This is a genomic window from Alteromonas sp. ASW11-130, from assembly GCF_026183735.1.
Lineage (GTDB): Bacteria > Pseudomonadota > Gammaproteobacteria > Enterobacterales > Alteromonadaceae > Alteromonas.
This window is the reverse complement of record NZ_JAPFRE010000014.1, coordinates 22,701-36,597: the sequence shown is the minus strand read 5'-3', so window position 1 is coordinate 36,597 and position 13,897 is coordinate 22,701. Positions and strand designations below refer to the sequence as shown.

At 44.1% G+C, this 13,897-nt stretch carries 16 protein-coding genes; 9 read left to right on the top strand and 7 right to left on the bottom strand.

Annotation, left to right across the window (positions count from 1 at the left end):
• The first annotated feature begins 362 nt into the window (after positions 1-362).
• Positions 363-863, top strand: coding sequence for a hypothetical protein (locus OPS28_RS02865; RefSeq protein ID WP_265607925.1), 501 nt, complete (start codon positions 363-365; stop codon positions 861-863).
• Positions 864-976: 113 nt separating this feature from the next.
• Here the strand turns inward: OPS28_RS02865 and OPS28_RS02860 are convergent, their stop codons facing one another.
• The 4 genes from OPS28_RS02860 to OPS28_RS02845 all read right to left on the bottom strand — a co-directional run bounded on the left by OPS28_RS02860 (position 977) and on the right by OPS28_RS02845 (position 4,397).
• Positions 977-1,870, bottom strand: coding sequence for a carbon-nitrogen hydrolase (locus OPS28_RS02860; protein ID WP_265607924.1), 894 nt, complete (start codon positions 1,868-1,870; stop codon positions 977-979).
• On the bottom strand, positions 1,857-2,912 hold the full coding sequence (locus OPS28_RS02855) for an agmatine deiminase family protein (protein WP_265607923.1): 1,056 nt from the start codon (positions 2,910-2,912) through the stop codon (positions 1,857-1,859). The genes OPS28_RS02860 and OPS28_RS02855 overlap by 14 nt, the downstream gene beginning before the upstream one ends.
• Positions 2,913-3,049: 137 nt before the next feature.
• Complete coding sequence (locus OPS28_RS02850; RefSeq protein WP_265607922.1) at positions 3,050-3,850, bottom strand: hypothetical protein; 801 nt, start codon at positions 3,848-3,850, stop codon at positions 3,050-3,052.
• Positions 3,851-4,043: 193 nt separating this feature from the next.
• Complete coding sequence (locus OPS28_RS02845) at positions 4,044-4,397, bottom strand: Fis family transcriptional regulator (protein ID WP_265607921.1); 354 nt, start codon at positions 4,395-4,397, stop codon at positions 4,044-4,046.
• Between the two features lie 163 nt (positions 4,398-4,560).
• Between OPS28_RS02845 and folE the strand changes: the two genes are divergently transcribed.
• Positions 4,561-5,247 (top strand): GTP cyclohydrolase I FolE, encoded by a 687-nt coding sequence (gene folE / locus OPS28_RS02840; RefSeq protein ID WP_265607920.1) that lies wholly within the window; start codon positions 4,561-4,563, stop codon positions 5,245-5,247.
• Here the strand turns inward: folE and OPS28_RS02835 are convergent.
• From OPS28_RS02835 to OPS28_RS02825, 3 genes are all read right to left on the bottom strand, one after another.
• On the bottom strand, positions 5,244-5,453 hold the full coding sequence (locus OPS28_RS02835) for a hypothetical protein (protein WP_265607919.1): 210 nt from the start codon (positions 5,451-5,453) through the stop codon (positions 5,244-5,246). The two genes, folE and OPS28_RS02835, sit on opposite strands and share 4 nt — an antisense overlap.
• A 195-nt stretch (positions 5,454-5,648) precedes the next feature.
• On the bottom strand, positions 5,649-6,047 hold the full coding sequence (gene gloA2, locus OPS28_RS02830; protein WP_265607918.1) for an SMU1112c/YaeR family gloxylase I-like metalloprotein: 399 nt from the start codon (positions 6,045-6,047) through the stop codon (positions 5,649-5,651).
• Positions 6,047-7,000, bottom strand: a complete 954-nt coding sequence (locus tag OPS28_RS02825; protein WP_265607917.1) for an aldo/keto reductase — start codon at positions 6,998-7,000, stop codon at positions 6,047-6,049. The genes gloA2 and OPS28_RS02825 overlap by 1 nt, the downstream gene beginning before the upstream one ends.
• 80 nt (positions 7,001-7,080) lie before the next feature.
• Between OPS28_RS02825 and OPS28_RS02820 the strand changes: the two genes are divergently transcribed.
• The 7 genes from OPS28_RS02820 to OPS28_RS02790 all read left to right on the top strand — a co-directional run bounded on the left by OPS28_RS02820 (position 7,081) and on the right by OPS28_RS02790 (position 13,783).
• Complete coding sequence (locus OPS28_RS02820; protein WP_265607916.1) at positions 7,081-7,599, top strand: lipocalin family protein; 519 nt, start codon at positions 7,081-7,083, stop codon at positions 7,597-7,599.
• Between the two features lie 56 nt (positions 7,600-7,655).
• The gene (locus tag OPS28_RS02815) at positions 7,656-8,219 is read left to right on the top strand and encodes a PhnA domain-containing protein (RefSeq protein WP_265607915.1); all 564 of its coding nucleotides are present in this window, start codon (positions 7,656-7,658) and stop codon (positions 8,217-8,219) included.
• A 307-nt stretch (positions 8,220-8,526) separates the two neighbouring features.
• Complete coding sequence (gene pyrC / locus OPS28_RS02810) at positions 8,527-9,570, top strand: dihydroorotase (RefSeq protein WP_265607914.1); 1,044 nt, start codon at positions 8,527-8,529, stop codon at positions 9,568-9,570.
• Complete coding sequence (locus OPS28_RS02805; protein WP_265607963.1) at positions 9,570-11,135, top strand: substrate-binding periplasmic protein; 1,566 nt, start codon at positions 9,570-9,572, stop codon at positions 11,133-11,135. Before pyrC ends, OPS28_RS02805 begins: the two co-directional genes overlap by 1 nt.
• A complete protein-coding gene (gene dbpA / locus OPS28_RS02800) occupies positions 11,135-12,517 on the top strand; it encodes an ATP-dependent RNA helicase DbpA (protein WP_265607913.1) in 1,383 nt (460 codons plus the stop codon). The genes OPS28_RS02805 and dbpA overlap by 1 nt, the downstream gene beginning before the upstream one ends.
• Entirely contained in the window at positions 12,499-12,915 is a 417-nt protein-coding gene (locus OPS28_RS02795; RefSeq protein WP_265607912.1) for an ACT domain-containing protein, read from the top strand. Before dbpA ends, OPS28_RS02795 begins: the two co-directional genes overlap by 19 nt.
• A 94-nt stretch (positions 12,916-13,009) precedes the next feature.
• Complete coding sequence (locus OPS28_RS02790; RefSeq protein ID WP_265607911.1) at positions 13,010-13,783, top strand: DUF481 domain-containing protein; 774 nt, start codon at positions 13,010-13,012, stop codon at positions 13,781-13,783.
• Positions 13,784-13,897 lie beyond the last annotated feature (114 nt).

The following is a 13,897-nucleotide window of genomic DNA, read 5'->3' as shown; positions in this document are numbered from 1 at the left end:
AGGCAGCACAAGATTGTACAGTTAGTCTGTAGTAGATTAACTGGATTAGTGTGATTACCAAGGGATTAGTCGTAATTTGACCTGACAGAATCAATTTCAGGGTTGAATCAATTCTGACTGTCTCCTGTGTACGTACTTCGGACGGTCAAACGAAGCATTCATAATGCGTTATCACATTATTCAGAGTTTTACTTGAGAAAAGGACAACCTTCTCTTCGCTACGGCGAAAAATACCTTGATGAAATTCTTACTTACAATATTTCAAAACGTAACTACTGGAAAAGCTTGTTACAAAAAACTGCTATTTGATATCACTAACCGCAAGGTAATATGAGTTTAAATAGCATAAGGGAGCGGTATTCTTGAGCAAAAAGATAGGTTTGACGTTATTCGCCAGTTTAGGTATCTGGCTATTATTAGCATTTCAGTTTTTAAACGGAGGAATCCCTAGTCATTATATTCTGCATGACAAAAACATGCCTTCGTTGACCAACGCTTGGGGAGCACTATTAATTCCAATGCTCACATACATATGCACTGGTTTACACGAAAAATACTCAGCTTCACCCTTTGATAAAAAAGTAATTGCCGGATGGATATCGGCGATCTTAGTTGGCATAATTGTATCAGTAGTGTTTCTTAACAATATTAAGCCACTGGTATCATGGCTTGGGCTAATATTGCTCGCTATATCTCTCATTGTGAGGGTTTATCAACCGCAATATATACTTGGATTTGTATTCGGCATGTCGGTAGCGTTTGGCGCAGTATTACCCACCGCATTTGTGTTAGTTCTTGCCTTATTGTCAGCGACTGTTCACCTACTTTTATACCCCGTTATTAAAAAGATGATAACTACGTGACAATCGATGTCATCAACAATCCTCAAAATATTGATCAAATGTCCGCTCTTTGTCTGTAGCTGCCTGTCAGATGATGTATCAACCTGTGCATGATCTACTACAGATTAACTGTGTTAATCCAACCAACGTTTCGTTAAATTGTCGTACGCATCAATGCGACGATCACGGAAATAAGGCCAGATTCGCTTAACATGCTCGGTTCTTTCCATATCCAATTCAACACTGAGGGTCGTTTCATCATCTACCCCAGCTTGCGCCAGAATTTCACCTTGAGGCCCAGCAATAAAGCTTTGTCCCCAGAATTGGATGCCCGGATCATTTTCAGCTGGAGACGCTTCAAAGCCTGTTCGGTTTGCCACAATCACAGGCAAAGAGTTCGCTACCGCATGTGCACGCTGAATCGTTTGCCAGGCACCGAACTGACGTGCCTTTTCTTCGTCGGTATCTCGTTTGTCCCATCCAATAGCGGTGGGGTAAAAGAGAATTTCTGCGCCAGCCAACGCCATTAAACGCGCAGCTTCCGGATACCATTGATCCCAGCACACCAACACGCCAAGTCTGCCAACACTGGTATCGATTGGCGTAAAGCCCATATCGCCTGGGGTAAAATAGAACTTTTCGTAGAAACCGGGGTCGTCGGGGATATGCATTTTACGATAACGACCGGCAATCTCTTTACTGCGGTCGAATACCACCGCCGTATTGTGATACAAACCTGCGGCTCGTTTTTCGAAAAGCGAGGTGACCAATACAATATTGTGCTTTTCAGCCAATGCACCGAAGTACTCAGTTGCCGGGCCGGGAATAGGCTCTGCTAAATCAAAAGCATCTACACTTTCATCCTGACAAAAATAAAGCGTGCTGTGTAGCTCCTGAAGCATAATGCATTCACAACCTTCGCTTGCTAATTGGGCTATTTTATCTGCACTTTTTTGCCAGTTAGTCTGTTTATCGTTATCTGCAACGGCCTGCTGAACCAAGCCTATTTTCAATTTATTGGGTCGCATAAACGCTTACTCCATTATTGAGTTGGGAGACCACTTCGGCCTTAAGTGTGTTGATGGGGACCTGCATTGAGATACAGTGCAAACTGCCATATTGCTGCACCAGTATCGCGCAATTCACCGGTACAATAGTATGATGTGGATACGCTAATTGCATTACGCTAATGGCCAGGTCATCTTCCGGCTGTTGATAAACAGGTAGCAAAATGTGGTCATTACAGATCAAAAAATTTGCGTAGGAAGCGGGAAGTCTATCACCGTCCGCACTATAAATAGCAGGTAACGGCAAATGAAATTGTCTATGATTCGGTAACTGCACTGCACATTCTTTGCATAATGCATCCAGCGAAGAGAAATGCGAATCATCCCTTCTATTATACGAAGCTTGTATTATCAGACTGTTGTTTGGCGTGAAGCGCACCAAGGTGTCTATATGGCCGTCAGTGTCGTCGCCTTCCAAATGCCCCTGTTCTAAAATAGTGATTTGGGTAGCCCCTAACTTAGCCGCAAACTCATCTCGGTACTGATCTAAGCTGAAATCGCCGTTTCGTTCGGGATTAAGCAGGCATAGCGAAGTGCTGAGCAGGTGACCCGTAGCGTTAATTTCAAGTGCGCCACCTTCGGCCACAATATTGGAATGGATTGCTTCATTGCGGCATAAGTCAAATAGATACCGCTGATTAACTTTATTATCCTCCACGGCGTCAAACTTATTCCCCCAACCGTTGAATCGAAACTCAACAGGAATATTTTCACCCTCTTTGTGACAGGTGAGAAAAGCATAGTCCCTTACCCAAGTATCATTGAAAACCGCGGGTAAAATCAGAACCTTTGCGTTAAGGGGTAAACACGCTTGTACATCACTTACATCGTCACTGGACGTAAGTAAAATAACACCCACGCCAGCAGTATTAATTTGATCAATAAGTGTTAAATACGTCTGTCTGGCCGTATTCAGCCAGGGCGCCCAATCCGTATTCTGGTGGGGCCATGCAAGAATAACCGCTTCTAAAGATTCCCATTCAGGTAAAAGTTGCTGATGCATATTGCGCCTTAAATTTATCCAGGCAGCAAGTATAGCCATTCGTTGAGTTGGCACCAATAGTTGTCTTACAGTAAACCGACAATTTCAACCGAAAAGCGTGTGACTTGAAAGAATTTGAAAACGCAAATTCGTGTAATTTAGAGATATTCACATGGCGGATAAATAGCCAATGAGTCTGCCACCACTTGTTTTAATTGCAATTGAGTTGACTTATCGACGCTTAATCCATCAATAACGGGCAGTTCGTCGACAGGTTGTTCGGTTACAATTTGGTAGAATACAAGGGCTGACAAAAACGCGCCTAAATGGCTAAAGTGATTCCCGTCATCCTGATACAAAGCCATTTCAGGATACCATTGAAGGGCTAGGTCCCATACAGGACCAATCGGAGCAACACACGCTTCAGCTGAACGCGCTATAGTGCTGTGAAGCTCAAATATTCTATACCCTTCTTCGGTATTATTTAGTCTTGGATGTTCCGGATACATGATGGGAATAGCGTTGCGCTTCTTGAGTAAGGCCACCCATTCCTGCGCCGCGGTGGTTGGATAGGTGCGACTACCTGAAGTTGAGTAGCGTTGTGCTTGCAATACAACATGGGTCCAATCCCTGCTATGTACTAATTCGTAAGTATTACCACTACTTCTGCTTCTATCTGCAAGGTACGCCGATTCGCTGGTGTTAAACACATTAACGGATTTATTTGTCCCTGTTGCAATAAGTTTTTCGATGATAATAGGGAAATCATTCACCGCGCTATGGCTATTTCCAATAAGTAATAATTCTATAACGGCTGATGGCGCGCGGATAACGTGGTCTGGAACGGAATTTAGTTGATGCGATTTCGCGGGCGTAGTTTCATTGGTTGAATCGCCGCCACCGCATGATAGCGTCACCATAACCATGATTAAAATAACGGGCACACGTAAAATCACCATCGCCTCCAGATTGCATCACTAGGTGGTCCTTTTTAACCTATCTAACGCCAGCACCAACAATATGTCAATCTATTCATGTCATTGCCCTGGAATAAGTGTAATGCAAGCTTTTCAGAAGATGGGTTGGTAACCACTTAAAATATTCCGCATCGAGCTAAAATACAGCGTCGCACATTTGCATACATGCGTGACCTTAGCCTTTCCAACGTGTCAGTCGCGCCTGCCAATCACCTTGATCTTCCATGTCGCAGCTTTCTTCGTTATCAACACGAACGTGGCGGCGAATATCGTTGACTCGAATCCCGGCTTTTAATAACTCCGTTTGGATCAATTGCCGAAGCTGCCTATCGAAATTGTTGTTGACGGCATATTCCATTTCCGCACGTGTGTTAAATATACACGTTATCATCAAGCTGCCTGGAAAGTGTTCATAGCGGGCAGTGTGCGTTAACCACTCAAAGCCTATTCCCCACTGTTTGGCTGTCTCACACGCTGCGGTAAGCGCCTTAATTACGTTATTATCAAGCTTCTTGATCGTCTTTTTCATGACGTTATCTTTGTTGTTGACAGTGCTATGATCTTATCACCCGCAACAAAATACGTGCAGCGAATTTACGTAACTCGCGTTTATTTGCTGGTGGTGATAAAATCACCCCCCAGCGACCCTAAGGCGGTCTTAGAAATTTGTTTTAAACAGATGGATTGTGTGGATGTCAGTAAATAAAGCAGTGATCGTGCGAAATGCACTTGAAACATCAATATCAAGAGAAGCGTTATTGGTGCGTAATGCATTGGAAGCAAAAGGGCTTGAAACGCCCATGGTTGATGTGGATTTTAGTGATGATGAAAAACGCACCAAAATCGCCGCTGCTATGTGCGAGATTCTTGATGTGCTCGGTCTTGATCGAAATGACGATAGCATTATGGATACGCCAGAACGTATAGCAAAAATGTACGTTGATGAAATATTTTCGGGGCTTGATTATCGAAAGTTTCCCAAAATTACGCAAATTGAAAATAAGATGCAATTGGCAGAGCCTGTAAAAGTGTCTGATATCAGTCTAACCAGTACGTGTGAACATCATTTTGTTACCATTGATGGCACAGCCACAGTGTCATACATTCCTAAAGAAACTGTTATTGGCCTGTCAAAAATAAACCGTTTGGTTAGCTTTTTTGCGCAGCGTCCGCAAGTGCAAGAACGTTTAACCCAACAGGTTATGGTGGCCTTGCAAGCTTTGGCCGGTACAGAAGATGTGGCTGTTACCATTAATGCCACCCATTATTGCGTAAAAGCCAGAGGTATCAGAGATACAAACTCCTTTACCCGCACATCTGCTTTGGGCGGGGAATTTATGCGTAACCCAGATTTGCGCCGAGAGTTTTACGCCGTTTAGGAGAGGGTGTATTCCTGACCTGCAATTGAAACTACCAAGTTTATTTGGTTGTTAATACCATCTGCAGGGGTTACTTCCAGCTGGCAACCACATTTTTCACAGATCGTCATTTGTTCTTTGTACATGTTGCGCAACGCCCGTTCCGGAAAAGTATTAATATGGTTGCACTGCGGGCACATATATTCGTGGTGACTCGATGCGTTCATTTGAAATCCTTTGAAAAACCACCCCAACGATGTCAGTGACTCAATTTCTTACTTAGACAACCACACAATACTGTCGAAAACAGAAGAGCAACTGTAATTAAATATAGCTGATATTTAAAAAGTCGCGTGAAAAATGAGCCACGTTCAAATGGTTTACTCTAGGAAAGTTGAAATGGTTTCCCCGAAGAGAAAATTTCATAAAGGTAATTCGTATAATTCCAATGGAAGAGCGTCGGGATCACTGAAGAAGGTAAAGCGTTTTTGTGTGTAAGGATCGACACGAATGTGCTCGCATCTCACATCGTATTCGGCTAAATAGTTAATCATCGTCTCAATATCCGGGACACTAAACGCAAGGTGTCGTAGACCCTGAGCTTCTGGTTCAGACGGGCGAGACGGTGGATCAGGAAAAGAAAACAACTCAATTTGGGTTCCATCGGGTGTCAGTAGATCGCACTTCCATGACTTGCGTTCTGCGCGATAATTCTCGGTGACAATCTGAAAGCCCAATATTTCATGGTAGAAATGTTTAGACCTTCGGTAGTTGCTGCAAATAATTGCCACATGATGGACACCAGTGATTAACGACTCCATTATGGCACCTCCTGCCCTCGTGCTGTTTCAAGCAGTAAGTACCAATCTTCTCTGCTTAGGGTCAGGTTATTTGCCTGAGCACACGCGCGTATACGATGAATGTTAGTTGTCCCCACCACGGGTTGAATTCCGATGGGGTGGCGCATTAACCAAGCTAATATAATGGCTTCAGCGCTGGTGGAATAGTTTTCAGCTAGTTGGCGAACGAGCGCAGTGGTCACTTCATCCTGAGTACTTTGCGTAGGCCTGCCACTAAAACGCCCTTGAGCAAGGCTGCCCCATGCTTGTAATTGTACGTTATGCGTCCAGCAATATTCTAACGTACCAGGAGCATAACCGACGTGTCGGTTAAGTTTGCTGCCCGTGGTAAGTCCATCTTCCAACCAATCTCTGTGGGCAAGACTCATCTCTAATTGATTAACAATCACTGGCATATTTAGGGCAGTTTCTAAAAATGCGATCTGATGAGCGTGCATATTCGATACACCAATATGAGCGATTTTCCCTTCACTTATAAGTTGTGATATCACGTCAGCTAATTGCTCTGGCTGCATAAGCGGGTCAGGGCGGTGTAGTAAAAGTATGTCTAACTGCTCGGTATGTAATCTGCGTAAACTATGTTCTACCGATGACCTTATCCACTCAGTACTGAAATCATAACGCTTCGGACCCAGATCATCTTTAAATCGGATAGCGCACTTAGATTGTAATATCATCTTATCTCGCAGCGATGGCTTTTTTTTCAACACTTCACCAAACACAGCTTCGGCTTTACCGTGCGTATAAATATCCGCATGATCAAAAACCCGGATACCCGAATCAATAGCAGTTTCGATAACTTCCTCTGCTTGATTGATATGAGAACTATCATAACGAGACGACTCCCAGCCCCCACCCAGGCCCATACATCCGTATATCAAATTACTTGCCTGCGGAAAAATAGTCTTTAGCATTGTTCAGCCCGTATCAACTTTCAATCACTCATAGCCTACCATGGCTGGCATACGCTTAAAGCAAAAAATATGGAGAAGATATGCGACTGATCATTCTTGTAATAATAGCGGCATTAACCAGTTGTACCGGTGTGCCTGATAATATAAAGCCAGTTACAAACTTTGAACTTTCACGCTATCTGGGCAAATGGTATGAAATTGCAAGGCTCCCTCACTCTTTTGAAGAGGGACTAAGCCATGTTACCGCACAATATAGTCTGCGAGAGGATGGCGGGGTGAAGGTTATCAACCGGGGGTATAACAAAGAAGAACAAGAATGGGACGAAGCAGAAGGTAAGGCTTATTTTGTCAAAGATGAAAATACTGGCCACTTGAAAGTGAGTTTTTTTGGGCCTTTTTATGCCAGCTACGTCATTATTAATGTAGATGAAAATTACCAACACGCGTTAGTAACCGGGCCTGATCGCGACTACCTGTGGCTACTATCACGCACCCCAGAGTTAAGTAGCGACGTAATGGAAAAACTGGTTGAACAAGCCGCGGCTCTAGGTTATCCGGTGAATGATCTCATATTTGTAAAACACGAACCTGATGTCTGAGAAATCTATACTGGAACTGGTATACTTAGCTGAAAATGCGTAAGTAGGTAAGCAGGGTGATAGAAAATAGAATTGCAGCTCGTGCCGCAGGAAAGTGTGAGCTTTGTGAAAGTGAAAAAGAACTTCAGGTGTATATGGTTCCCCACTCACCTTCAGAAGACGAAGATGCTGGTATCTATGCGTGCGGGAAATGCTATTCGCAGTTAACTAATGAAACCGCGCTGGACATAAATCACTGGCGCTGTCTGAACGATGCAATATGGTCACAAATTCCAGTAGTGCAAGTGGTAGCGTGGCGCATGTTAAAGCGGTTAAGTACTGAAACGTGGGCACAAGACTTATTTGATATGGTGTACCTCGAAGAAGATACCTTAGCATGGGCATCTGCGGGCGTAGACGGCCCTGAAAACACCCCTACAGTTGACAGCAATGGTACGCTTTTATCTGCCGGAGATACGGTTCACCTGATCAAAGACCTTAATGTAAAAGGGGCAAACTTCACTGCTAAACGTGGTACAGCAGTGCGCAATATTTCATTAAGTGATAACCCTGAGCATATCGAGGGGAAAGTCAATGGCACGCGAATTGTAATCATCGCAGCTTACACAAAAAAAGCGTAAACTAATATCAGCGTGGTGTGCGTTAATTAGGAAAAATTTGTTTTCACCGTCCGCTTCCAAACGGAGCTGTAATAACGAAGGGCGCTGAGTGAAGGGTGAGTAATCCGAACCCGTAAACATTTAACAGAAATCCAGGGAACAGCGTGGGACGCATTTTTTTTCATCGTCCAGTGGCTGTTCAAGTAGACTACTAATATTTACAATTATCACGCTGCGAAGATGCATGATAACTCTGCACAATATTGGACAGAAAAGGTCGACACACGCTTAGCGACGTGTCATTAACTAAAATTTGGTAAGGGGCAAAATGGACCGCATAACTATAACTACGCCTGATGATTGGCATCTACACTTTCGCGACGGCGATATGCTTAATGAAACCGTACCCGCAACCGCCCGTTGCTTTAAACGCGCTATCGTTATGCCAAACTTAGTACCTCCGATTACCTCTGCTGATATGGCGTTGAAGTATCGATCGCGTATTATAGATGCTAGCCCTGCAAATAGTCAGTTTGAACCGCTTATGACACTTTACTTGACTAACGCTACATCTACGCAAGACATAGTGGATGCGAAACAAGCGGGTATTCATGCGTGCAAGCTTTATCCGGCAGGCGCCACTACCAATTCCGATAGTGCAGTAAAAGGAATCGATGCGCTTTACCCTGTATTTCAAGCAATGCAAGAAGAGGGAATGTTATTGTTAGTACATGGTGAAGTGACTGACTCACATATTGATATTTTCGACCGTGAAAAAGCATTCATCGATACTCATCTTGCGTCCATTGTAGAGGCATTCCCTCAACTAAAAGTAGTTTTTGAGCATATCACCACGGCGGATGCCGTGCAGTTTGTCTCAAACAGCTCCGCAAACGTCGCGGCTACAGTTACGCCTCAGCACTTGTTGTTAAACAGAAACGATTTATTAGTTGGTGGTATCCGGCCGCATAATTATTGTTTACCTGTGTTAAAACGCAATACCCACCAACAAGCTATTCGAGATGTGGTTGCCAGCGGCTCCAACAAATTCTTCCTTGGCACAGACTCGGCACCCCATACCCGTGATAATAAAGAAAACGCCTGTGGCTGTGCGGGTTGTTACAGTGCCTGGAGCGCAATTGAACTTTATGCCCAGGTATTTGATGATTTAGGTGCGCTGGATAAACTTGAAGGGTTTGCCAGCCACCACGGTGCCGATTTTTATGGCTTAAAACGCAATACAGATACGATAACCTTAGTTCAGGAATTGTGGCAAGTACCCGACCGGATCACCTTGGCTGATGGTACTGAGTTGGTGCCGTTTTATGCAGGGCAAACACTAAACTGGAAATTGGAGAATTCGCTAAGTTGATGTGGAAGAAGTGGCTTTTTGCATTATTAGTTGTAGCTGCGTTGGTAAGCATTGGTTTTGCTGCGTCTGATAATCAAAAAAATACATTCACAGTACTGACAAGTAGCGCGCCGTTATTTAGCGAAGTGGACGCCCAAGGCGACGTTTCAGGGTTTACTGTTAGCTTAGTTAAAGGCGTACTCAATACAGCGGGAATCAATGCTGAATTTAAATCATTACCTTTCGCCGCCATAATAGATGAGCTGGATACAGGAAAGGCCGGTCTGGTTTCAGTGCTTGCGCGAACCGCTGAGCGCGAAAATGATTATTACTGGATTACGCCAGTAACGGCGAACCCGGTAGCACTTTTCGTTAGAGCAGATTCGTCATTTGTAAACCGCGAAACCGTGACGCTGCGCGACATACCGAAAGTGAGTGTCTTGGGTAGAGATTATCGAGAAATAATTCTCGAACAACAATCAGTAGACCAAATCGACGCTAAGCAAAGCTGGGTAGACGCAGTTAAGGCTACACTCTCAGGTGAATCGGATGGGCTATTTTTTTCACAAATGGGGGTGGCGCTGGTATGCAAGCAGAATCAACTTGATTGTGATAGCTTAGTGAATGTGCTGCTTTGGGATACAGTCTACAGTTACATTGTATTACCAAAAACGGTAGAAAACTCGGAGCTGGCAGCTAAATTAACAGTGGCAGCCAGTGAGTATAAGGCTTCTACCAAGTATCAAAAGCTTATAGAAAGAACGGTTCCCCAACTTAAGCAACATTTACCTAACGTAAACGTCGAAGAAGGCATTATTAGCTTTGTCGGCAATAAGCAACTTGGAAGTGCGGATGATTTATGGGTCATAGCTGATCTGGTTCCTAATTTTGCTGAAATAGATATTCGTGGCCAAATAGTTGGATATATACCTGATTTAGTAAGAAAAATATTGAATCAGGCTGGGTTGGAGCAACAAATTCTTGCCGCACCCTGGGAGAGAATTGTAAGGGAGGCCCAGACCAAATCAAATGTAATGGCGTTTGCTGTTGCAAGAACACCAGATAGAGAAGATCTTTTCCATTGGCTAACTCCGGTCACCCGAAACATGCATGCTTTGTTTGGTATCGATGGAAAAACCTATGAATCGTTAAGCGAAATACCTAAACATAAAAAAGTGGCGACGCTGCGTTCCGATTATCGAACTCAAGTAAGTCAAGAGGCCGGGTTAGCGACCATTGAATTTGACTCATGGGGTGCAGCTATGGCTGCTGTCCTCAGTGGTGAAGTTGATTATATCTTTGGCTCACATGGTGCCGTTCAGTATGGGTGTAAAGAACTACGCAAAGCCTGTAGGCAAGTCGAGCTAGTAATGCCTCACCGTTATGTCACTACATATGTCGTACTATCTAAAATTGGTACGCAACCAGAATTAGTCGAAAAACTTAAAAATGCCTCAGTCGTTGTTAAACAATCTGACGAATACAAGCAATGGGCCAGACAATGGAGCAGGAATATAAAGATGGAGCAAGGTCTGGAACAGCATGTTGAAAATGGGGTCATTAATCTATGGAGGGGCACCCGCTAGTGTCGATATCTTTTTCTACGTTAACGCTCAATCAAGCGCTCAGCGAAGTACTCGAAAGGCGCAATTTCGAGTACATGACGCCTGTTCAACAAAAAACATTGCCTGAATCATTGTCTGGCCGGGATATATTAGCCAAGGCCAAAACGGGTAGTGGAAAAACACTCGCTTTTCTGCTACCTGTATTCAATAAACTTAAGTTGAATGAATACTCTCCCCAGGCAATTATTTTATGCCCCACTCGCGAACTGGCTGACCAAGTTGCTGAGGAAGCTAGAATCTTAGGTCAAGTGATGGGTAACGTAAAGGTACTGACCCTTTGTGGTGGTGTACCTATACGCCATCACATTCAATCTCTTGAGCATGGCGCGCACATTCTGGTGGGTACACCGGGTCGGGTAAAAGATTTGCTTTTACGGCAGGAGTTGGACTTAACTCAACTCGCCTTTCGTATTCTCGATGAAGTAGATCGCATGTTAGATTTAGGTTTCCATGATGACGTAGCGGCTATATTCTCTGGTGTTTCTTCTCCTGTACAGACGTTGATGTTTTCGGCGACAATGCCTTCAGCGGTAGAGTCTCTGGCTTCACGCTATCTATCTAAACCTTTGAAGTGTGAAATAAACGAACCGGAAGCTGCGCAATCGCACATTAAAGAGATGGCTTATCATGTTGGGACATTGTCTAAACCACAGGCGCTAAAAGCACTTCTAACCACTTACCGACCTGCCTCAGCGATCATATTTTGTAACCGCCGAGTGCAGGTCGCAGAAGTAGTGGAGGAATTAAGTTCGGCTGGGTTTAGCGTTCAAGGCTTGGACGGAAGTATGGAACAAACGAAGCGCAACGAGGTGCTCATTCGTTTTTCCGCAAAAGCACTCCAGTTGCTAGTCGCTACCGACGTTGCGGCTAGAGGTCTAGATATTGATCAGGTCGACTATGTCTTTAATTACTCTGTAAGTGAAGAGGTCGAGTCGCACGTACACCGGATAGGCCGCACCGGGAGAGCGGGTGCCGAAGGAACGGCTATCACAATGTACGATGACCAAGAACATGCGTTTTTGCAAAAAATTGAAGCATTCAGGGACATGGAGTTCGTCAAAAAAAATGCGCAAAGTCTCACCTTTCAGCCTAAAAATGTCCCGCAACCTGCGTATTCGTGTCTGGTTTTGTCAGCGGGTAAAAAAAGTAAAATCCGGCCAGGCGATATCGTAGGAGCGCTGACCAGTGACGCGGAAATTCCCGCGGATGATATCGGGAATATTAAAGTGATGAGCAATACTTCCTACGTGGCAGTGAAAACCCGCAATGCAAAAAGGGCAGTGACTCACTTTCGTGAAGGTAAAATTAAAGGTAAAAAAGTGCGATGCAAGAAGCTGAGATAAATGCTGATGAGGGTGAGCGAAATTTAGCCGCGTTATTGAAGAACCTTAATCCAACGTTAGACGAGCAACCTTACGTATTTGTCTCAATTCCCAGCGATGACGAGCGCTTTATTCCCAATTTTCCAATTAAAGGTTTGTTCCGGGAACGTGAAGGGTATACGTGTATCATTGAACAACGCATCGCCGACCATAACGGACTCGAGTATTCAGCATTATTCTGTTGTCTGACGTGTGAAGTACACTCCAGTTTAGAGGCCGTTGGTTTAACTGCTGCAATATCAGCAGTCCTGGCTGAGCATGATATAAGCGCCAATATTGTAGCAGGTTACTACCATGACCATATTTTCATTCCGCAAGCGGACGCCCGCCGCGCAGTGGCCGTTCTAAAAAATATTTAAATATCCCACTACCATTGATAAAAACTTTTAAATCTATACCCTAGGCTCCGTTTTTTTAACATCGAATTTCTTTAACTGAATGTCGGAGCGACCATTGAAATATATAAGCACCACAACGCTAACCATGCTAGCAGGCGTTTTACTTTCAACTCAAGCATATGCAATTGTGCCAGTGGATCAGGCAAATGTGGCCGAAGAAGGTGTCAGCGGGAATGTTGGGGTAAGTATAAATGGCCAAGCGGGCAACAAAGATGAGCACGAGTATAGCTTGAGCAGTATCCTACGCTATGGCCAACGCCAAGACTCGTGGGTATTGATTACCGATTACAATTACTCTGAAACGAATGACATAAAGGACGAAGACGAATTCTACAGTCACTTACGATGGACACGGTTTAACTTTTTTAGTCCAAAAGTTGATGCCGAGTTATTTGCTCAGTACGAATACGATGACTTTGCCGACCTGTCCAGCCGAAAATTAGCCGGTGGCGGTGCGCGTTGGCGGTTTGCTAACAGTTTCGACAACGCTGAATTAAAAACATCGCTAGGTACAGGCGTATTCTATGAAGTTGAAAAGGCACTATCCAGCAGTGGTGAGGTAGATACCACACGAGCCAATTTGTATGTGAAACTTCTTTATTCACAGTCTGCTCAATATCCATTTGATGCGTATTTAACCGTTTACTATCAACCCGCACTTGATGAACTGGATAACTTTCGCTCGGTAGTTATCTCGGGGCTGGAATTCAAGGTTACCAAAGCGCTAGCGCTCACATTAGAAACTGAGTTAGAACATAACTCGAAACCTTTCTCGGCGGTGGAAAAAACGGATTTTGAGTACGGTGTAAGGCTAAGCTATAGTTTTTAAACACGCTAAGATTCTGCAGTTTCGCACCAAGGGACGTCTACTCAGAGCAAGTATTGCTGGGGTTATTAAACGCCACGTTTGAAAAGGTTTAGTGTAGTTTAAGCGAACGAAACG

What these genes read in the sequence shown, in the direction of transcription:
- OPS28_RS02860 (WP_265607924.1), bottom strand. Translation starts at nt 1,870, where the DNA reads ATGCGACCCAATAAATTGAAAATAGGCTTGGTTCAGCAGGCCGTTGCA.
- OPS28_RS02820 (WP_265607916.1), top strand. Translation starts at nt 7,081, where the DNA reads ATGCGACTGATCATTCTTGTAATAATAGCGGCATTAACCAGTTGTACC.
- OPS28_RS02850 (WP_265607922.1), bottom strand. Translation starts at nt 3,850, where the DNA reads ATGGTGATTTTACGTGTGCCCGTTATTTTAATCATGGTTATGGTGACG.
- gloA2 (WP_265607918.1), bottom strand. Translation starts at nt 6,047, where the DNA reads ATGGAGTCGTTAATCACTGGTGTCCATCATGTGGCAATTATTTGCAGC.
- OPS28_RS02835 (WP_265607919.1), bottom strand. Translation starts at nt 5,453, where the DNA reads ATGAACGCATCGAGTCACCACGAATATATGTGCCCGCAGTGCAACCAT.
- folE (WP_265607920.1), top strand. Translation starts at nt 4,561, where the DNA reads ATGTCAGTAAATAAAGCAGTGATCGTGCGAAATGCACTTGAAACATCA.
- OPS28_RS02825 (WP_265607917.1), bottom strand. Translation starts at nt 7,000, where the DNA reads ATGCTAAAGACTATTTTTCCGCAGGCAAGTAATTTGATATACGGATGT.
- OPS28_RS02855 (WP_265607923.1), bottom strand. Translation starts at nt 2,912, where the DNA reads ATGCATCAGCAACTTTTACCTGAATGGGAATCTTTAGAAGCGGTTATT.
- pyrC (WP_265607914.1), top strand. Translation starts at nt 8,527, where the DNA reads ATGGACCGCATAACTATAACTACGCCTGATGATTGGCATCTACACTTT.
- OPS28_RS02795 (WP_265607912.1), top strand. Translation starts at nt 12,499, where the DNA reads ATGCAAGAAGCTGAGATAAATGCTGATGAGGGTGAGCGAAATTTAGCC.
- OPS28_RS02805 (WP_265607963.1), top strand. Translation starts at nt 9,570, where the DNA reads ATGTGGAAGAAGTGGCTTTTTGCATTATTAGTTGTAGCTGCGTTGGTA.
- OPS28_RS02845 (WP_265607921.1), bottom strand. Translation starts at nt 4,397, where the DNA reads ATGAAAAAGACGATCAAGAAGCTTGATAATAACGTAATTAAGGCGCTT.